This window comes from Streptomyces sp. NPDC001880, from assembly GCF_053594575.1.
In genome coordinates this window covers 20,975-40,309 of the sequence record NZ_JBSFET010000014.1, presented here as the reverse complement: position 1 = coordinate 40,309, position 19,335 = coordinate 20,975, and the positions used below count along the sequence as shown (strand labels likewise).

At 70.1% G+C, this 19,335-nt stretch carries 14 protein-coding genes; 8 read left to right on the top strand and 6 right to left on the bottom strand.

The genetic code is table 11. The features are described from left to right. Positions 1-12 precede the first annotated feature (12 nt). Complete coding sequence (mshC, locus tag ACWCQ6_RS11520; protein ID WP_451087886.1) at positions 13-1,242, top strand: cysteine--1-D-myo-inosityl 2-amino-2-deoxy-alpha-D-glucopyranoside ligase; 1,230 nt, start codon at positions 13-15, stop codon at positions 1,240-1,242. Positions 1,243-1,426: 184 nt separating this feature from the next. Here mshC and ACWCQ6_RS11515 read toward each other — a convergent pair whose 3' ends face one another. Next, positions 1,427-2,509 (bottom strand): PAC2 family protein, encoded by a 1,083-nt coding sequence (locus ACWCQ6_RS11515; protein WP_451087884.1) that lies wholly within the window; start codon positions 2,507-2,509, stop codon positions 1,427-1,429. A 255-nt stretch (positions 2,510-2,764) separates the two neighbouring features. Here ACWCQ6_RS11515 and ACWCQ6_RS11510 point away from each other — a divergent pair, with 255 nt between their 5' ends. From ACWCQ6_RS11510 to ACWCQ6_RS11490, 5 genes are all read left to right on the top strand, one after another. After that, positions 2,765-4,117, top strand: a complete 1,353-nt coding sequence (locus ACWCQ6_RS11510) for an L-fuconate dehydratase (protein ID WP_451087882.1) — start codon at positions 2,765-2,767, stop codon at positions 4,115-4,117. Next, on the top strand, positions 4,114-4,893 hold the full coding sequence (locus ACWCQ6_RS11505; RefSeq protein WP_451087880.1) for an SDR family NAD(P)-dependent oxidoreductase: 780 nt from the start codon (positions 4,114-4,116) through the stop codon (positions 4,891-4,893). Before ACWCQ6_RS11510 ends, ACWCQ6_RS11505 begins: the two co-directional genes overlap by 4 nt. Before the next feature lie 106 nt (positions 4,894-4,999). Then, entirely contained in the window at positions 5,000-6,040 is a 1,041-nt protein-coding gene (locus ACWCQ6_RS11500; RefSeq protein WP_451087878.1) for a sugar ABC transporter substrate-binding protein, read from the top strand. 2 nt (positions 6,041-6,042) lie between these two features. Continuing rightward, a complete protein-coding gene (locus tag ACWCQ6_RS11495) occupies positions 6,043-7,563 on the top strand; it encodes a sugar ABC transporter ATP-binding protein (protein WP_451087876.1) in 1,521 nt (506 codons plus the stop codon). Further along, a complete protein-coding gene (locus ACWCQ6_RS11490; RefSeq protein WP_451087874.1) occupies positions 7,560-8,609 on the top strand; it encodes an ABC transporter permease in 1,050 nt (349 codons plus the stop codon). Before ACWCQ6_RS11495 ends, ACWCQ6_RS11490 begins: the two co-directional genes overlap by 4 nt. Positions 8,610-8,689: 80 nt before the next feature. Here ACWCQ6_RS11490 and ACWCQ6_RS11485 read toward each other — a convergent pair whose 3' ends face one another. From ACWCQ6_RS11485 to ACWCQ6_RS11465, 5 genes are all read right to left on the bottom strand, one after another. Further along, positions 8,690-9,361, bottom strand: a complete 672-nt coding sequence (locus ACWCQ6_RS11485) for a FadR/GntR family transcriptional regulator (RefSeq protein ID WP_451087872.1) — start codon at positions 9,359-9,361, stop codon at positions 8,690-8,692. Between the two features lie 403 nt (positions 9,362-9,764). Next, positions 9,765-11,375: an FAD-dependent oxidoreductase gene (locus tag ACWCQ6_RS11480; protein WP_451087870.1), complete on the bottom strand. Its 1,611-nt coding sequence runs from the start codon at positions 11,373-11,375 to the stop codon at positions 9,765-9,767. A gap of 5 nt (positions 11,376-11,380) precedes the next feature. After that, positions 11,381-12,907, bottom strand: a complete 1,527-nt coding sequence (glpK, locus tag ACWCQ6_RS11475) for a glycerol kinase GlpK (protein ID WP_451087868.1) — start codon at positions 12,905-12,907, stop codon at positions 11,381-11,383. Between the two features lie 56 nt (positions 12,908-12,963). After that, complete coding sequence (locus tag ACWCQ6_RS11470; RefSeq protein WP_451087866.1) at positions 12,964-13,755, bottom strand: MIP/aquaporin family protein; 792 nt, start codon at positions 13,753-13,755, stop codon at positions 12,964-12,966. 235 nt (positions 13,756-13,990) lie between these two features. Further along, positions 13,991-14,755: an IclR family transcriptional regulator gene (locus ACWCQ6_RS11465; protein ID WP_451087864.1), complete on the bottom strand. Its 765-nt coding sequence runs from the start codon at positions 14,753-14,755 to the stop codon at positions 13,991-13,993. Between the two features lie 239 nt (positions 14,756-14,994). Between ACWCQ6_RS11465 and metH the strand changes: the two genes are divergently transcribed. Then, positions 14,995-18,507, top strand: coding sequence for a methionine synthase (metH, locus tag ACWCQ6_RS11460; protein ID WP_451087862.1), 3,513 nt, complete (start codon positions 14,995-14,997; stop codon positions 18,505-18,507). A gap of 122 nt (positions 18,508-18,629) precedes the next feature. Then, positions 18,630-19,331, top strand: a complete 702-nt coding sequence (locus ACWCQ6_RS11455; RefSeq protein ID WP_451087860.1) for an HAD family hydrolase — start codon at positions 18,630-18,632, stop codon at positions 19,329-19,331. Positions 19,332-19,335 lie beyond the last annotated feature (4 nt).

Here is a 19,335-nt window from a genome sequence, read left to right as displayed (position 1 = left end):
TAGGCTCGTGGCATGCATGCCTGGCCCGCTTCTGAGGTCCCCGCCCTGCCCGGCAAGGGCCGCGACCTTCGGATCCACGACACCGCGACCGGCGGACGGATCACCCTTGACCCCGGTCCCGTCGCCCGCATCTATGTCTGCGGCATCACGCCGTACGACGCGACCCACATGGGTCATGCGGCGACCTACAACGCGTTCGACCTCGTTCAGCGCGTGTGGCTCGACACCAAGCGGCAGGTTCACTACGTCCAGAACGTGACCGACGTGGACGACCCGCTGCTGGAGCGGGCCGTGCGCGACGGGCAGGACTGGACCGAGCTCGCCGAGCGCGAGACGGCCCTGTTCCGCGAGGACATGACTGCCCTGCGCATGCTTCCGCCGAAGCACTACATCGGTGCCGTGGAGGCGATACCCGGCATCGTTCCGCTCGTGGAACGGCTCCGCGACGCAGGCGCCGCCTACGAGCTCGACGGCGACGTGTACTTCTCCGTCGAGACCGACCCGCACTTCGGCGGGGTCTCCAACCTCGACGCCGAGGCGATGCGGCTGCTCTCCGCCGAGCGCGGCGGAGACCCGGAACGTCCCGGCAAGAAGAACCCTCTCGACCCGATGCTCTGGATGGCCGCCCGTGAGGGCGAGCCGAGCTGGGACGGCGCCTCGCTCGGCCCCGGCCGGCCGGGCTGGCACATCGAGTGCGTCGCCATCGCCCTGGACCACCTCGGCATGGGCTTCGACGTCCAGGGCGGCGGGTCCGATCTCGCCTTCCCGCACCACGAGATGGGCGCCTCGCACGCCCAGGTGCTGACCGGCGAGTACCCCTTCGCCCAGGCGTATGTGCACGCCGGAATGGTCGCTCTGGACGGCGAGAAGATGTCGAAGTCCCGGGGCAACCTGGTCTTCGTGTCGAAGCTGCGCCGCGACGGCGTGGACCCGGCGGCGATCCGGCTGGCTCTGCTGTCCCACCACTACCGGTCCGACTGGGAGTGGACGGGCCAGGTGCTCGCCGACGCGGTGGAGCGGCTCGCCCGTTGGCGGTCCGCGGTCTCCCGCCCCGACGGTCTGTCCGCCGAGGCCCTGGTCGAGGAGGTCCGCGAGGCCCTCGCCGACGATCTGGACGCGCCGGCCGCGCTGGCCGCCGTGGACCGCTGGGCCGAGCGCCAGAATGCCGAGGGCGGTACGGACGAGGGCGCGCCCGGCCTCGTCTCGCGCACTGTCGATGCACTGCTGGGCGTCGCGCTGTAGCGCCGCGCAGGCCGGCAACCCGCTGATTTCCACCGGACGTTCCGGATGAACCGGCCCTGGACTTCTCGACGAAGTCCAGGGCCGGCTCCGCTTTGTCCGTGCTCAAGTGCTCGATACTGCGCTGAGAGTCATCAACGCGCTTCAGAACAGCGGCAGTTGCAGCCTTGCTGGGCTTCCGGGAGCGTCAGCCCTCCGGGGAGCCCTCCGACGAATCCTGCGGGCCGTCGCCGTCACCGCTGCCGTCGCCTGCCCGGCCACCCGGAGGCCTCGGGCCGGGTCCGCCCGCGGGCGGCGTGCCGGTTCCGGGGCCGCCCCCGGTCTCGGGGCGCAGCGGCTTCGGTGGACGGGTGTGCCCGCTGGAGGTGTCGCGGAGATACGAGGTGTCGCCGCTCTCCGTCGCGTGTCCGCCCGGCGTCTGGCCCGGACCGACGTCCCTGCGGCGCAGATAGCGCTCGAACTCCCGAGCGATGGCCTCGCCGCTCGCCTCGGGAAGCTCGGCGGTGTCCCGGGCCTCCTCGAGCGTCTGCACGTACTCGGCCACCTCGCTGTCCTCGGCGGCCAGTTGGTCGACGCCGAGCTGCCAGGCGCGCGCGTCCTCGGGCAGTTCGCCCAGTGGGATGCGCAGACCGATGAGGTCCTCCAGGCGGTTCAGCAGTGCGAGTGTGGCCTTCGGGTTGGGCGGCTGCGACACGTAGTGCGGCACCGCCGCCCACAGGCTCACCGCGGGCACACCCGCGTGCGTGCAGGCCTCCTGGAGGATGCCGACGATGCCCGTCGGTCCCTCGTACCTGGTCTCCTCCAGATCCATGGTCCGCGCCAGGTCAGGATCGGAGGTGACTCCGCTGACCGGCACCGGGCGGGTGTGCGGGGTGTCGCCGAGCAGGGCGCCCAGGATCACCATCATCTCCACACCCAGTTCATGGGCGAAGCCCAGGATCTCGTTGCAGAACGAGCGCCAGCGCATGGATGGCTCGATACCGCGGACCAGGACGAGATCGCGGGGCTTGTCCCCGCCGACACGGACCACGGAGAGCCGGGTGGTCGGCCAGGTGATCCTGCGCACCCCGCCGTCCAGCCAGAGCGTCGGCCGGTTGACCTGGAAGTCGTAGTAGTCCTCGGCGTCCAGCGCCGCGAACACCTCGCCCTTCCACTCCCGGTCCAGGTGGGCGACCGCCGTGGAGGCGGCGTCCCCTGCGTCGTTCCATCCCTCGAACGCGGCCACCATGACCGGGTCGATCAGCTCGGGAACCCCCTCGAGCTCGATCACCCAGGCCTCCTTCCGAAGTTCCCTTGTGTACCCATCAACCTTACGGCTTCCGGCCACTTGTGCCGCAGCCTCCGCGCACAGCCGGGCGAACCCGGCCCACGAGGGTGTATCAGCGGTCGAATCAGGGCATCGGATTGTGAATACATCCGAGCTGTGCCCGGCAAATTTGATCAAACCCTGGACGTTGGCGCTTTGATGGCGCTATACATCGGATGATCGGAACAGAGGTCCGATGTTATTTCCCTGGGGGCGCACATGAGTCAGACCGTCACGGATTTCGAGGTCCACGACATCCGTTTTCCGACCTCGGAACAACTGGACGGCTCGGACGCCATGAACCCCGATCCCGACTACTCGGCTGCCTACGTCGTACTGCGTACCGATGTCCCCGACCGCACGGGCGGCCCGGACAGCGGCAGCGGCGGCATCGAGGGACATGGCTTCTGCTTCACCATCGGGCGCGGCAACGAGGTGATGGCCGCCGCCATCGACGCGCTGCGCCCCTATCTGGTGGGGCGCCCGGCGCCCCGTACCGCGGCCGATCTCGCCGCACTGCACCGTGAGCTCACCCACGACTCCCAACTGCGCTGGCTCGGCCCGGAGAAGGGCGTGATGCACATGGCGGCCGGCGCGGTCGTCAACGCCGCCTGGGACCTGGCGGCCAAACTTGCGGGCAGACCCGTCTGGGAGTTCCTCGCCGGGATGACGCCCGAGGAGCTCGTCTCCCTCGTCGACTTCCGCTACCTCAGCGACGCCCTCACCCCCGACGAGGCCCTGGCGATACTGCGGGCCGCCGAACCGGGCCGGGCCGAGCGCGCCGAACGGCTGCGCGCCGAGGGATACCCGGCGTACACCACCTCGCCCGGCTGGCTGGGCTACAGCGACGACAAGCTGGTCAGGCTGGCCAAGGAGGCCGTCGCCGACGGCTTCACCCAGATCAAGCTGAAGGTCGGCGGCAGCCTCCACGACGACGTCCGCAGACTGGCCCTGGCCCGCGACGCGGTCGGCCCCGGCGTCCGGATCGCCGTCGACGCCAACCAGCGCTGGGACGTCACGGACGCGGTCGAGTGGATGAACGCGCTCGCGCCGTACGACCCGCACTGGATCGAGGAGCCGACCAGCCCCGACGACATCCTCGGCCACGCCGCCGTCCGGGCCGGACAGCCGGTCAAGGTCGCCACCGGCGAACACGTCGCCAACCGGGTCGTCTTCAAGCAGCTGCTCCAGGCCGGCGCCGTCGACTTCGTCCAGATCGACGCGGCCCGCGTCGCGGGCGTCAACGAGAACCTGGCGATCCTGCTGCTCGCAGCGAAGTACGGCGTACCGGTCTGCCCGCATGCGGGCGGGGTAGGACTCTGCGAGCTGGTGCAGCACCTCTCGATGTTCGACTACGTGGCGGTCTCCGGAAGTTGGGACAACCGCGTGATCGAGTACGTCGACCATCTCCACGAGCACTTCGCCGACCCCACCGTGATCGAGGCCGGCCGCTACACCGCACCGAGCTCCCCGGGCTTCTCCGCCCGGATGCTCCCCGAGTCGATCGCCGCACACCGCTATCCGGAGGGCGCCGTATGGCAGGCCCGCCGCACCGAGGAGGCCAACCGATGACCACAACGAGCGACTTCGAGGGAATGGGCGCCCTTGTCACGGGCGGTGCCTCCGGCATCGGGGCCGCCGTCGCGACCCTGCTGCTGGCGCGCGGCGCGCGGGTGGCCGTACTGGACCGGGAGACCGCCGGCGTCCCGGCCGGCGCGCTCGCCGTCAAGGCGGACGTCACCGACGACGACGCCGTGCGCGAGGCGGTCGACCGCGCCGCCGCCGAACTCGGCTCACTGCACACCGTCGTCTCCAACGCAGGCATCGGCTCCATCGGCACGGTCGAGGACAACGCCGACGACGAGTGGACCCGGGTCCTGGACATCAACGTCCTCGGCATGGTCCGCACCGCCCGGCACGCCCTGCCCCATCTGCGGCGCGCCGCGGCCGGCCGCCCCGGCGCCGTGTCGATCACCCAGACCTGCTCCATCGCGGCCACCGCCGGGCTGCCGCAGCGCGCCCTGTACAGCGCGAGCAAGGGCGCGGTCCTCTCGCTGACCCTGGCGATGGCCGCCGACCACGTCCGCGAGGGCATCCGGGTCAACTGCGTCAACCCCGGCACCGCGGACACCCCGTGGATCGGACGGCTGCTCGGCCGGGCCGACGACCCGGACGCCGAGCGGGCCGCGCTCAACGCCCGCCAGCCGCTGGGACGACTCGTGTCGGCCGACGAGGTCGCCGCCGCGATCGTCTACCTCGCGAGCCCCGCCGCCGCGTCGGTCACCGGCACGGCCCTGGCCGTCGACGGCGGCATGCAGGGACTGCGCCTGCGCCCCGCCGAGAGCTGACCCGGGGGAGCGGCCCGAGCCGCGTCATGGACCCGTACCCCGCGCACGATGCACCTCCGCTTCGCCGACAGAGCTCCGAGCCGGTACTCACAAAGGACGGGAACCAATGAGCGTGCGTACGACGAGTGCGGCGGCCTGCGCCGTACTGCTGGCAGTCACCGCCCTCGCGGGCTGCAACCGCGAGTCGGCCGACGACGGCGCGGGCGGCGGGAAGGTCGGGATCGACCTGCCACGCAGCGACAGCGACTTCTGGAACTCGTACCAGAACTACGTGGAGAAGGGCGTCAAGGAGGGCGAGGTCGAGGCGCTGCCGCTGACCAACTCGCAGAACGACATCGGCAAGCTGGTCGCCAACGTCCAGACCTTCAGCGACCAGGGCGCCAAGGCAGTCGTGATGGCACCGCAGGACACCGGCGCGATCGCCGAGTCGCTCAACACCCTGAACGAGAAGAGGATCCCGGTCGTCAGTGTCGACACCCGCCCCGACAAGGGCGACATCTACATGGTGGTGCGCGCCGACAACGAGGCCTACGGCACCAACGCCTGCAAGTACCTCGGCGAGCAGCTGGGGGGCAGGGGCAAGGTCGTCGAGTTCCAGGGCGACCTCGCCTCGATCAACGGCCGCGACCGGTCCGAGGCGTTCAAGGCCTGTATGGACAAGGACTTCCCCGGCATCGAGGTCTTCGAGCTGGCCACCGACTGGAAGGGCGACGTGGCCTCCGCCAAGCTCCAGGCCACCCTGGCCGCCAACCCCGACATCAACGGCATCTACATGCAGGCCGGCGGTGTCTTCCTGCAGCCCACCCTCGCCCTCCTGGAGCAGGAGAAGCTGCTGAAGCCGGCCGGTACGCCGGGGCACATCACGATCATCTCCAACGACGGCATCCCCGAGGAGTTCGACGCCATCAGGGCCGGGAAGATCGACGCGACGATCTCCCAGCCCGCCGACCTGTACGCGAAGTACGCGCTGTACTACGCCAAGGCGGCCCTGGACGGCAAGACCTTCAAAGAAGGCCCCACCGACCACGACTCCACCATCATCAAGATCCCGAACGGCTTCGAGGACCAGCTCCCCGCGCCGCTGGTGACCAAGGACAACGTCGACGACCCGAAGCTGTGGGCCAACCAGCCGGCGAAGAAGAGCTAGCCATGGACCAGGAACCACCTGCCGTACAGGCAGAAGGCGTTGTCAAACGCTTCGGGCCCACCGTGGCGCTGGACGGGGTCCGGCTCACCGTGCAGCCGGGCGAGTCCCACGCCCTGGTCGGGCGCAACGGCGCGGGCAAGTCGACGCTGGTCGGTGTCCTGACCGGACTCCACGAGGCGGACGCGGGCACGGTCGCCTTCGGCGGGGAGCCCGCTCCCGCCTTCGGCGACACCACGGCCTGGCAGTCCAGGATCGCCTGCGTCTACCAGAAGTCCATGGTCGTCCCGGACCTGACCGTCGCGGAGAACCTCTTCCTCAACCGCTTCGACGACAACTCCCGCTGGATCAGCTGGGGCAGGCTCCGCAGACGCGCCGAGCGGCTGCTGGCCGACTACGGCGTCCAGGTCGACCCCAGCACCCGGGCGCGCGATCTCGCCGTCGAACAGCGGCAGTTCGTCGAGATCGCCAGGGCGCTGTCCTTCGGCGCTCGGCTGATCGTCCTGGACGAGCCGACCGCCCAGCTCGACGCCCGGGGCATCGGACGGCTCTTCGACAAGCTGCGCGAACTGAAGTCCCAGGGAGTGGCGTTCCTCTTCATCTCCCACCATCTGCAGGAGGTGTACGAACTGTGCACGGCGGTGACCGTCTACCGCGACGCCCGCCATGTGCTGACCGTCCCGGTCGCCGACATCGCCAAGGCGGAGCTGGTGGCGGCGATGACCGGCGAGCGGCCCGCCGGCGCCACCGCCTGGCATGCGGGGCGCGACGGTGCCGCAGCGCCGGACGAGTCGTCCGAACCCGTGCTGCGTACCGAAGGACTCACCGTCCAGGGCCAGTTCGAACCGGTGGACCTGGAGGTCCGCCCCGGCGAGGTGCTCGGCCTCGCCGGATCCGCCGCCAGCGGCAACACCGCCCTGGGCGAGACCCTGGCCGGCATGCGGAAGGCGGGCGGCGGCACGGTCCGCGTGCACGGCAGGGCCGTGCGCTCCGGCAGCGTGCCGCACGCGCTGGACGCCGGGATCGGCTACATCCCCGAGGACCGGCACGACCAGGGCCTCGTCCTGGAACGCAGCGTCGCCGAGAACGCCACCCTCACGGTCACCGACCAGCTCGGCCCGTGGGGGACCGTGCTGCCCTCCCGCACCAGGGAGTTCGCGCGCTCGGTGATCGCCTCGCTGGACATCAGGACACAAGGGCCCGAGCAGCCGGTCTCCGGACTCTCCGGCGGCAACCAGCAGAAGGTGGTGGTCGCCCGTGCGCTGGCCCGCGAGCCGAGCGTGCTGGTGGCGGTCCGGCCCACCGCGGGTGTGGACATCAAGTCCAAGGACTCGCTGCTCGGAGTCGTGCGACAGGTCGCCGACAGGGGGAACGCCGCAGTGATCATCTCGGACGAGCTGGACGATCTGCGGGTCTGCGACCGGGTGCTCGCCCTGTTCCACGGACGCGTGGTCGCGACATTCGCAAGCGGGTGGAACGACGGGGAGCTCGTCGCCGCCATGGAAGGTGTGGGGGAGAGGGAATGACCGGCACGGTACGGCCCCTGGCGGCCGACGGCATCGACAGCGGACCGAAGGGCTCGACCGGGGAGCGGCCGCTGGACCGGCTGAAGCTGATCAGATGGAGCGACTTCTCGCTGGTACCGGTGATCCTGGTGCTGATGGTGATCGGGTTCATCGTCTCGCCGGTGTTCCTGACCTCCGAGAACCTGATCAGTGTCGTCCAGCAGTCCTCCGAGCTGAGCCTGCTGGTGCTGGGCCAGGCGCTGATCCTGATCTGCGGGCGGATGGACCTGTCCCTGGAGTCGACGATCGGCATCGCGCCGGTCGTCGCGATGTGGCTGGTGCTGCCCGCCGAGGATGGCCGCTTCGCGGGCCTCGGCCTGCTGCCCACCTGGTCGGCGATCCCGCTCTGCCTGCTGGTGGGCCTCGCCATCGGCGCGGTCAACGGCTTCCTGATGCTGAAACTGAGGGTCAACGGCTTCATCGCCACACTCGGCATGCTCACCATGCTGCGCGGCCTCCACATCGGGATCACCGAGGGCAAGTCCATCACCGACGTCCCGGAGTCCTTCCGCTACCTCGGCAAGAGCGAGTGGCTCGGCGCACCGGCCGCCGTCTGGATCTGCCTGGCCCTGTTCGCCGTCGGCGGCGCCGCGCTGGCCTGGCTGCGCCACGGACGTTCGCTGTACGCCATCGGCGGCAACCCGGAGGCGGCGCGCGCCGCGGGCATCCGGGTGGACCGGGTCACCTGGATCGTGCTGGCCGTCGGCGGCCTGCTGGCGGCCTTCGCGGGCATCCTCTACACCGGCCACTACGGATCGGTCGCGGCGACCCAGGGCAACGGCTGGATCTTCCAGGTGTTCGCCGCGGCGGTCATCGGCGGCATCAGCCTCAAGGGCGGCCGCGGCACCCTGTTCGGCGCCCTGACCGGTGTGCTGACGCTCCAGCTGGTGGTCAATGTGATGACCCTCGGCGGCGTCCCGGCGCTGTGGAACCAGTTCCTCAACGGCGCGATCATCATCGTCGCTCTGGTCATCTCCCGCTTCGCGAGCGGCGAGAAGCAGGACTGACGCACTTCGGTCCCGCCGGCGTCCGAGCCCCGGTTACGGGCAGGGGCGGGCAGGGGATCACCCACCCGCCCCGCTCCGCGCTACAGCGTCGACCGCAACCACTGCTCCACGCTCGCCACATGCACCGTCGCCCAGGCCCGCGCAGCCTCCGCGTCCCGGTCCCGCAGCGCCGAAACGATCGCCCGGTGCTCCTGGAGCGTGCGGGTGACCGCGTCCTCCTGAGTCAGCCCGCGCCAGACCCGCGCCCGGGTCGTCGGCCCCGACAGCCCGTCGAGCAGCGAGCAGAGCACCGAGTTCCCGGACGACTGCACGATGCCGCGGTGGAACTCCAGATCACAGGCGACCAGCTCCTCCACCGAGGGCTGCGCCCCCAGCGCGTCCAACTGCGAGCTGAGCACGTCCAGTTGGGCTTCGCTGATCCGGGTGGCCGCCATCGCCGTCGCGGCGGGCTCCAGGATCCTGCGGACCGCGAGGAACTCCAGCACCGTGTCGTCGCGGTGGAAGTCCACCACGAAGCTCAGCGCCTCGAGCAGCAGCTGCGGATCGAGGCTGGTCACATACGTGCCGTCGCCCTGGCGCACATCGAGGATGCGGATCAGCGAAAGGGCCCGAACCGCCTCGCGGAGCGAGTTGCGGGAGAGCCCGAGCTCCGCCGCGAGTTCGCTCTCCTTGGGGAGCCGGTCGCCAGGGCGCAGCGCACCCGAGACGATCATTCCCTTGATCTTCTCGATCGCCTCGTCTGTGACAGCCATGACGGTCCTCCTGGATCCGGACTTGGAATCAGACATCCGATGTATCCCTTCATTATGCGGGTCGGAAGGGCCTGATGAACCAGGTCCGCCGCAGGCCGTCCCGGGTGCGGCTCCGGAGCCGCACCCGGGACAGTCGCAGAGCGTGGACGGCGCCACGCGGCGTACCACCGGAGCGATCTCCTCTGCGTACCGCCGGAGCGTCTCGGTCTGCTCGTCCCGGCTCAGCCCGAAGTGGTCCACGCTCACCGGCACGAGAGAAGTGCGCCGAGGGGCGGCTCCCGCCGCGCGGGAGCCGCCCCTCGGGCGCACCTCAGGAACCGTCAGGGCGTGCTGCGAAAGCGGCGTGGTCCGCCCGGGGGACGCCCCCGACCAGCCGCGTCCCCAACCTCCCAGGACAGAACACCTAGCCCCGGTCGCCGAGCATCGACTCGACGCCGGCCCGGATCTCGTCCGTCGCCAGGCCCCGGATCGTCAGCGTGGTCCGGCGGCGCAGTACGTCGTCCGCCGTCTCGGCCCACTCGTGGTCCCGGGCGTAGGCGACCTGCGCCCAGATCTCCGGCGCGTCCGGGTGGATGCGCTCGGCCAGTGCCGGGTTCTCGTTCGCCATCCGGGCGATGTCGAAGGAGAGCGAGCCGTAGTGGGTGGCGAGGTGCCGGGCGGTGTCGGCCGCCATCCGGGGGCCGGGCGTGCCGCCGTCGACCAGCAGCCGGTGCGCCACCGCGTTCGGGTTGGCGATGCCGGGCAGCGGAAGCTTCTTCGGCAGGTGCGCGATCGGCTCCATGTCCTCGGCCAGCGGGTGCCCGGGAAGCGCGGCCAGCTTGTTCATCACCGTACGGCCGATGTGGCGGAACGTCGTCCACTTGCCGCCCGCGACCGACAGCATCCCGCCGCGGCCCTCCGTCACGACCGTCTCGCGCTTGGCCTTGGAGGTGTCGCCGGGACCACCGGGCAGCACCCGCAGGCCTGCGAAGGAGTAGGTGATCAGATCGCGCGAGAGCTGCTGGTCCCGGATGGAGAACGCCGCCTCGTCGAGGATCTGCGCGGTGTCCTTCTCGGTGACCGCGACGTCCGCGGGATCGCCCTCGTACTCCTCGTCCGTCGTGCCGAGGAGCAGCATGTCCTCCCACGGCAGGGCGAAGGTGATGCGGTACTTGTCGATCGGGGTGGCCAGTGCGGCCTTCCACGGGCGGGTGCGCTTGAGCACGAGGTGCGCGCCCTTGGACAGGCGTATGGAGGGCGCCGCGTCCGGGTTCTCCATCCTGCGCAGGTGGTCGACCCACGGCCCGGTGGCGTTCAGCACCAGCCGGGCGTTGACGCCGAACTCCGTGCCGTCCGTGCGGTCCTTCAGGTCGGCGCCGGTCACCCGGCCCTTGGTGAACCGCAGCCCGGTCACCGCGGCGTGGTTGAGGACGACCGCACCCGCGTCGACGGCCGCGCGGACGGTCATCAGTGCCATCCGGGCGTCGTTCATCTGGTCGTCGCCGTAGACCGCGACGGCCTTCAGATTGTCCGTGCGCAGCTCGGGCACGTCGCGCCGGGCCCGCGCCGGGCTGATGACATGCCCGACCCCGTCGCCGAACGCGGAGAGCGCCGAGTAGGCGAACACGCCCGCGCCGAGTTTGGCCGCGCCGTGCGGCCCGCCCTTGTAGACCGGCAGGTAGAAGGTGAGCGGATTGGCGAGGTGCGGGGCGACCTGACGGGACACCGCGCGCCGCTCGAAGTGGTTCTCCGCGACCAGCTTCACCGCGCCGGTCTGCAGGTAGCGCAGACCGCCGTGGAGCAGCTTGGAGGAGGCGGAGGAGGTGGCGCCGGCGAAGTCGCCGGCGTCCACCAGGGCCACCCGCAGCCCGGACTGCGCGGCGTGCCAGGCGGTGGAGATGCCCAGAATGCCGCCGCCGATCACCAGGAGGTCGTACGCCGCCTTGGACAGCTGTTCCCGGGTTTCGGCGCGGCTCGGGAGGGAGCCGGAGGCCGGGTGGGTCCCGAGGGCCGGGACGCTCTGCAGGGTGGTCATGTCGATTACTCCTCGTCTTCGATCCAGCCCATGGTCCGTTCCACGGCCTTGAGCCAGCTCTTGTACTCGCGGTCGCGGGTCTCCGCGTCCATGCGGGGGGTCCACTCGGCGGCCCGGCGCCAGTTGGCGCGCAGCGCGTCGGTGTCCGGCCAGAAGCCGACGGCGAGACCGGCGGCGTAGGCGGCGCCGAGGCAGGTCGTCTCGGCGACCATCGGCCGCACCACGGGTGCGTCCAGGAAGTCGGCGAGCGTCTGCATCAGCAGGTTGTTGGAGGTCATGCCGCCGTCGACCTTGAGGGCGGTCAGCTCGACCCCCGAGTCCTTGGTCATGGCGTCGGTGATCTCGCGGGTCTGCCAGGCGGTGGCCTCCAGGACGGCACGGGCGATGTGCGCCTTGGTGACGTACCGGGTCAGACCGGCGATGACGCCTCGGGCGTCGGAGCGCCAGTACGGGGCGAACAGGCCCGAGAACGCCGGCACGAAGTACGCGCCGCCGTTGTCCTCGACCGACAGGGCCAGCGTCTCGATCTCGGCCGCAGACTTGATCAGGCCCATCTGGTCGCGCATCCACTGCACCAGCGAACCGGTGACGGCGATGGAGCCCTCCAGGGCGTAGACCGGCTTCTGGTCGCCGATCCGGTACCCGACGGTCGTCAGCAGTCCGTTGTACGAGTTGACGGGCGTCTCACCGGTGTTCATCAGCATGAAGGTGCCGGTGCCGTATGTGGACTTGGCCTCGCCCTGGGAGAAGCAGGTCTGGCCGAAGAGGGCCGCCTGCTGGTCACCGAGCGCGGACGCCACGGGGACCCCGTCGAGCACACCGCCCTTGGTGTTTCCGTACACCTCGGCGGAGGAACGGATTTCGGGAAGCACCGCGGCCGGGATCTCCATCGACTGGAGGATCCGCTCGTCCCACTGCATCTCGTGCAGGTTCATCAGGAGCGTGCGCGAGGCATTGGTGACGTCGGTGACGTGGACGCCGCCATCGGTGCCGCCGGTCAGGTTCCAGATGACCCAGGAGTCCATGGTGCCGAAGAGGATGTCGCCGCGCTCGGCGCGCTCGCGCAGCCCCTCGACGTTGTCGAGCAGCCAGCGCACCTTGGGGCCGGCGAAGTACGAGGCGAGCGGCAGACCGGTCTCGCGGCGGAAGCGGTCCTGCCCGACGTTGCGGCCGAGCTCCTTGCAGAGCGCGTCCGTCCGGGTGTCCTGCCAGACGAGCGCGTTGTGGACGGGCTCACCTGTGTTCTTGTCCCAGAGCAGCGTGGTCTCGCGCTGGTTGGTGATGCCGATCGCCTTCACGTCGGCGGCCGTGATGCCCGCCTTGACGACGGCGCCGGCCACGACCTCCTGGACGTTCTCCCAGATCTCGGTCGCGTTGTGCTCGACCCAGCCCGGCTTCGGGAAGATCTGTTCGTGCTCCTTCTGGTCGACGGAGACGATCCGGCCGTCCTTGTCGAAGACGATGCAGCGGCTGGAGGTGGTGCCCTGGTCGATGGCCGCGATGAACGGGCCGGTGGTGTGTGCGTCGGTCACGGTGTGCTCCCGGAGGTCTGTGTGGTCGTGAGGGTTACGGCTCTGGGCGCCGCGGCTCAGGCGAAGGCGATGTTGTAGAGCCCGCCGGCGATCGCGCCGCCGATGAGCGGTCCGGCGACCGGGATCCACGCGTAGCCCCAGTCGGAACCGCCCTTGTTCGGCAACGGCAGCAGCGCGTGCACGATACGCGGGCCGAGGTCGCGGACCGGGTTGATCGCGTAGCCCGTCGGGCCGCCGAGCGAGAGACCGATCCCGACGACCACCAGGGCGGTGACCAGCGCGCCGAGCGTGCCCAGGCCATTGCCGTCGTTGTTGAGGCCCTGGGTGAGGATCGCCAGGACGAGTACGACGGTGGCGATGATCTCGGTGACCAGGTTCTGCACGGCGTGGCGGATCTCGGGGCCGGTGGAGAAGATGCCCAGGACCGGGCCGGCCTTCGGGGCGGAGGCCTTGTCGACCATGCCCTCTTCACCCGTATGGGCGGACAGGATCTCCGGGTCGGTGAGATGTGCCCGGAACTGTCCGTAGTACGTCAGCCAGACCAGCACCGCGCCGATCATCGCGCCGAACAACTGGGAGCCGAGGTACAGCGGTACGTCGCCCCACTCGGTGCCGCCCTCGATCGCGAGTCCGATCGTGACCGCCGGATTGAGATGCGCACCGGAAACGCCGCCGGCCAGATACGCCGCGGTCAGCACGGCGAAACCCCACCCGAAGGTGATGGCCAGCCAGCCTGCGTTCTGCGCCTTGGAGCGCTTGAGAGTGACGGCGGCACAGACACCGCCGCCGAGCAGGATGAGCACGGCGGTACCTATGGTCTCGCCGATGAAGATGTCGGAGCTGGACACCCGCGACTCCTTTGTCCTTCGTCCAGGGAAGCCGAACCCCGGGTCCCTCCGGTGGTCCGCGCCCTCGTGTGAGGGCGTTTTCCGGCCCTTGGCGCTGTCACACCCTAACGCTTGTTTCCGTGTGGTGTTCGACAATGCCGACCGATGAACGGCAATGCTTCCCCCCGGTGAATCAGGCGTCAAGGGTTGTGTGGCCTATAACTCGATCGTTACCGGCGCCGTTCGGCCGCGGCGGTCAGAACCGTCCGGCGCCCAGGTCCCTGGAGACCGCCCGCGCGCAGTCGCGCACCGCGGCGATCAGCTCCGGGCGCAGCTCCCCGTCCGCGCAGACCCGCTCCACCGCGCCGGTCACGGCCACCGCGCCGACCGGCATCCGCCGCCGGTCGTGGATCGGGGCGGCCACCGCGGCCACGCCTTCCCAGGTCTCCTCCACGTCGGCCGCCCAGCCGCGCGCCCGGATCAGGTCGAGCATCGCCTCGAACTCTTCCGCGTCGGTGACGGTGTGCGGCGTGAAGGACTGCCGCTCGGCCTCCAGGGCCTCGGTGTGCGCCACCGGGTCGTACGCCGAGAGCACCTTGCCCAGGGCCGTGGAGTGCAGTGGCTGCATGGCCCCGACCTCCAGGACCTGTCGGCTGTCGTCGGGGCGGAAGACGTGGTGGACGATGAGGACGCCCTGCTGGTGCAGCACGCCGAGATGGGTGCTCTCGCCGCTGGAGCGGGCCAGGTCGTCCGTCCAGACCAGGGCGCGGGCCCGCAGCTCGTGGACGTCCAGATAGCTGTTGCCCAGGCGGAGCAGCTCGGCGCCCAGCTGATAGCGGCCGGACGCGGCGTCCTGCTCGACGAAGCCCTCGTGCTGGAGCGTACGCAGGATGCCGTGTGCGGTGCCCTTGGCCAGCCCCAGTGAAGAGGCGATGTCGGACAGCCCCAGCCGACGCTCGCCGCCTGCCAGCAGACGCAGCATCGCCGCCGCCCGCTCCAGCGACTGGATGTTCTTGGCCATCGCGCCGTACTCCTCCACCTTGGTTCGACAATGCTGAACACTATCGGTCGATGCCGACCCTCGCTCGATCGTGCGGCAAAACCGCGACACCGCTGCGAACCGGACATCCCCCCGCACAGCATGCAGTCCGCTCCGTGGGACGGAGTGACGGCCCCGGGCGCCGCCCGGCTAGGCTGGCCTGGTGCGCCTTCCACCGAAGACGCAAAGCCGACAGCCGTCGCATCCCAGGGAGTACATCCATGGCCCCGTCGCCGACCCCTTCCGCCGACAGCCGGAACCGAGCCGAAGCCCTCCGTGAGGCGCTCGCCACCCGTGTGGTGGTGGCCGACGGTGCCATGGGCACCATGCTCCAGGCACAGGACCCGAGTCTTGAGGACTTCCAGAACCTCGAAGGCTGCAACGAGATCCTGAACGTCACCCGCCCCGACATCGTGCGCTCGGTCCACGAGGCGTACTTCGCCGTCGGTGTGGACTGCGTCGAGACGAACACCTTCGGCGCCAATCTGGCGGCCCTGGGCGAGTACGACATCCCCGAGCGGGTCTTCGAGCTCTCCGAGTCCGGGGCGCGCATCGCCCGCGAGGTCGCCGACGAGTTCACCGCCTCCACCGGGCAGCAGCGCTGGGTGCTCGGCTCGATGGGTCCGGGCACGAAGCTGCCGACGCTGGGCCACGCCCCGTACACCAGGCTCCGCGACGCCTACCAGCAGAACGCCGAGGGCATGATCGCCGGCGGCGCCGACGCCCTCCTGGTCGAGACCACCCAGGACCTGCTCCAGACCAAGGCCTCCGTCATCGGCGCGCGCCGCGCCCTGGAGGCCACCGGGGCCAACCTCCCGGTGATCTGCTCCGTCACCGTCGAGACGACCGGCACCATGCTGCTCGGCTCCGAGATCGGTGCGGCGCTCACCGCCCTGGAGCCCCTCGGCATCGACCTGATCGGGCTGAACTGCGCCACCGGCCCCGCCGAGATGAGCGAGCACCTGCGCTACCTCGCCCGGCACTCCCGCATCCCGCTCTCCTGCATGCCCAACGCCGGCCTCCCCGTGCTCGGCAAGGACGGCGCGCACTACCCGCTGTCCCCGGCCGAGCTCGCCGATGCGCAGCAGACCTTCGTCCAGGAGTACGGCCTCTCGCTGGTCGGCGGCTGCTGCGGTACGACCCCGGAGCATCTGCGCCAGGTCGTCGAGCGGGTCCGCGGCGCGGCCGTCACCCCCCGCACCCCGCACCCCGAGCCGGGTGCCGCCTCCCTCTACCAGAGCGTCCCGTTCCGCCAGGACACCTCGTACCTCGCGATCGGCGAGCGCACGAACGCCAACGGATCGAAGAAGTTCCGCGAGGCCATGCTCGAAGCCCGCTGGGACGACTGCGTGGAGATGGCCCGTGACCAGATCCGCGAGGGTGCGCACATGCTCGACCTCTGCGTCGACTACGTGGGCCGCGACGGTGTGACGGACATGGAGGAGCTGGCCGGCCGTTTCGCCACCGCGTCCACCCTCCCGGTCGTGCTGGACTCGACGGAGCTGCCCGTGCTGCGGGCCGGTCTGGAGAAGCTGGGCGGCCGTGCCGTCCTGAACTCGGTCAACTACGAGGACGGCGACGGCCCCGAGTCGCGGTTCGCCAAGGTCACCGCGCTGGCCGTGGAGCACGGCGCCGCGCTGATCGCGCTGACCATCGACGAGGAGGGCCAGGCCCGCACCGTCGAGCACAAGGTCGCCGTCGCCGAGCGGCTGATCGCGGACCTCACCGGCAACTGGGGCATCCAGGAGTCGGACATCCTCATCGACACCCTGACCTTCACCATCTGCACCGGTCAGGAGGAGTCCCGCCGCGACGGTGTCGCCACGATCGAGGCGATCCGCGAACTGAAGAAGCGCCACCCCGATGTGCAGACCACACTGGGCCTGTCCAACATCTCCTTCGGCCTCAGCCCGGCCGCCCGTGTCGTGCTGAACTCCGTCTTCCTCGACGAGTGCGTCAAGGCCGGCCTCGACTCCGCGATCGTGCACGCCTCCAAGATCCTGCCGATCGCCCGCCTGGAGGAGGAGCAGGTCAAGGTCGCCCTCGACCTGATCTACGACCGCCGGGCCGAGGGCTACGACCCCCTCCAGAAGCTCATGGAGCTCTTCGAGGGCGTCAGCACCAAGTCCATGAAGGCGGGCAAGGCCGAGGAGCTCCTGGCCCTGCCGCTCGAGGAGCGCCTCCAGCGCCGCATCATCGACGGTGAGAAGAACGGCCTGGAGAGCGACCTCGACGAGGCGCTGCAGACCCGCCCGGCCCTCGACATCGTCAACGACACCCTCCTGGAGGGCATGAAGGTCGTCGGCGAGCTCTTCGGTTCCGGCCAGATGCAGCTGCCCTTCGTCCTCCAGTCCGCCGAGGTCATGAAGACCGCGGTGGCGTATCTCGAACCGCACATGGAGAAGTCCGACGCCGAGGGCAAGGGCACCATCGTCCTGGCCACGGTCCGCGGTGACGTCCACGACATCGGCAAGAACCTCGTCGACATCATCCTGTCCAACAACGGCTACAACGTCGTCAACCTCGGCATCAAGCAGCCCGTCTCCGCGATCCTGGAAGCCGCGGAGGAACACCGGGCCGACGTCATCGGCATGTCCGGCCTCCTGGTCAAGTCCACCGTGATCATGAAGGAGAACCTGGAGGAGCTGAACCAGCGCAAGCTGGCCGCCGACTTCCCCGTCATCCTCGGCGGCGCGGCCCTCACCCGGGCCTATGTCGAGCAGGACCTCCACGAGATCTACGAGGGCGAGGTGCGCTACGCCCGTGACGCGTTCGAGGGGCTGCGCCTGATGGACGCGCTGCTCGCGGTCAAGCGCGGGGTTCCGGGTGCGGTCCTGCCCGAGCTCAAGCAGCGCCGGGTGCCCAAGCGCGACACTGCGGTCCTGGAGGTCGACGAGCCGGAGGAGGGCGTACGCTCCGACGTCGCCGTCGACAACCCGGTCCCCGAGCCCCCCTTCTGGGGCACCCGTGTCGTCAAGGGCATCCAGCTCAAGGAGTACGCGTCCTGGCTCGACGAGGGCGCCCTCTTCAAGGGCCAGTGGGGACTGAAGCAGGCCCGCACCGGCGACGGACCGACGTACGAGGAACTGGTGGAGACCGAGGGCCGCCCGCACCTGCGCGGCTGGCTCGACAAGCTCCACACCGAGAACCTGCTGGAAGCCGCCGTGGTCTACGGCTACTTCCCGTGCGTGTCCAAGGGCGACGACCTGATCCTGCTCCACGAGGACGGCTCCGAGCGGACCCGATTCACCTTCCCGCGCCAGCGCCGCGGCCGCCGACTCTGCCTCGCGGACTTCTTCCGTCCCGAGGAGTCCGGCGAGAAGGACGTGATCGGTCTCCAGGTCGTCACCGTCGGCTCGAAGATCGGCAGCGAGACCGCGAAGCTCTTCGAGGCCAACTCCTACCGCGACTACCTGGAGCTGCACGGTCTGTCCGTACAGCTGGCCGAGGCCCTCGCCGAGTACTGGCACGCCCGGGTCCGCTCGGAGCTGGGATTCGGCGGCGAGGACCCGACCGATGTCGAGGACATGTTCGCGCTGAAGTACCGGGGAGCGCGTTTCTCCCTCGGCTATGGCGCCTGCCCCGATCTGGAGGACCGGGCGAAGATCGCCGATCTGCTCCGGCCGGAGCGGATCGGGGTGCATCTCTCGGAGGAATTCCAGCTGCATCCGGAGCAGTCCACCGACGCGATCGTCATCCACCACCCGGAGGCGAAGTACTTCAACGCGCGGTAAGACGCCGTTCGACGCGCGGTAGCAGGACACGTCGTAGACTTGTCGGTCCAGTGCAGGCCGGTCGCCCCTTCCCCACGGGAAATGGCGGCCGGCCTTCTCGTCCCTTACGGAAGGTGTGGCGGATGACCAGCACGGTCCCCGTGTCCTTGACCCGCACGGCCGAAGGTGCCGCGCTCCAGGCTGTCCTCCTCGACATGGACGGCACCCTCGTCGACACCGAGGGCTTCTGGTGGGACGCGGAGGTGGAGGTCTTCGCCGAACTCGGTCACCGGCTCGACGAGGCATGGCGGGACGTGGTGGTCGGTGGGCCGATGACCCGCAGCGCGGGCTACCTCATGGACGTCACCGGCGCGGATGTCACCCTCGACGAACTCACCGTGCTGCTCAACGACCGCTTCGAGAAGCGCATCGGCCGAGGTGTGCCGCTGATGCCGGGCGCGGAACAGCTGCTGGCCGAGCTGGCCAGGCACGAGATCCCCACAGCCCTGGTCTCCGCCTCGCACCGGCGGATCATCGACCGGGTGCTGGACTCGGTGGGCCGTCACCACTTCGCCCTCACCGTCGCCGGCGACGAGGTCACCCGTACGAAGCCGCACCCGGAGCCCTATCTCACCGCCGCCTCCGGCTTCGGCGCGGATCCCGAGTGCTGCGCGGTGATCGAGGACACCGCGACCGGTGTCGCGGCCGCGGAGGCGGCGGGCTGCCGGGTGGTCGCCGTACCGTCCGTCGCCCCCATCGCCCCCGCGTCCGGCAGGGTGGTCGTGCGTTCCCTCGAGGAAGTCGATCTCGCTTTTCTCCGGCGCCTGGTCACGGGAATGCGTTGATTCG

What these genes read in the sequence shown, in the direction of transcription:
- ACWCQ6_RS11490 (WP_451087874.1), top strand. Translation starts at nt 7,560, where the DNA reads ATGACCGGCACGGTACGGCCCCTGGCGGCCGACGGCATCGACAGCGGA.
- ACWCQ6_RS11495 (WP_451087876.1), top strand. Translation starts at nt 6,043, where the DNA reads ATGGACCAGGAACCACCTGCCGTACAGGCAGAAGGCGTTGTCAAACGC.
- ACWCQ6_RS11455 (WP_451087860.1), top strand. Translation starts at nt 18,630, where the DNA reads ATGACCAGCACGGTCCCCGTGTCCTTGACCCGCACGGCCGAAGGTGCC.
- mshC (WP_451087886.1), top strand. Translation starts at nt 13, where the DNA reads ATGCATGCCTGGCCCGCTTCTGAGGTCCCCGCCCTGCCCGGCAAGGGC.
- ACWCQ6_RS11505 (WP_451087880.1), top strand. Translation starts at nt 4,114, where the DNA reads ATGACCACAACGAGCGACTTCGAGGGAATGGGCGCCCTTGTCACGGGC.
- ACWCQ6_RS11500 (WP_451087878.1), top strand. Translation starts at nt 5,000, where the DNA reads ATGAGCGTGCGTACGACGAGTGCGGCGGCCTGCGCCGTACTGCTGGCA.
- ACWCQ6_RS11480 (WP_451087870.1), bottom strand. Translation starts at nt 11,375, where the DNA reads ATGACCACCCTGCAGAGCGTCCCGGCCCTCGGGACCCACCCGGCCTCC.
- ACWCQ6_RS11485 (WP_451087872.1), bottom strand. Translation starts at nt 9,361, where the DNA reads ATGGCTGTCACAGACGAGGCGATCGAGAAGATCAAGGGAATGATCGTC.
- metH (WP_451087862.1), top strand. Translation starts at nt 14,995, where the DNA reads ATGGCCCCGTCGCCGACCCCTTCCGCCGACAGCCGGAACCGAGCCGAA.
- ACWCQ6_RS11465 (WP_451087864.1), bottom strand. Translation starts at nt 14,755, where the DNA reads ATGGCCAAGAACATCCAGTCGCTGGAGCGGGCGGCGGCGATGCTGCGT.
- ACWCQ6_RS11510 (WP_451087882.1), top strand. Translation starts at nt 2,765, where the DNA reads ATGAGTCAGACCGTCACGGATTTCGAGGTCCACGACATCCGTTTTCCG.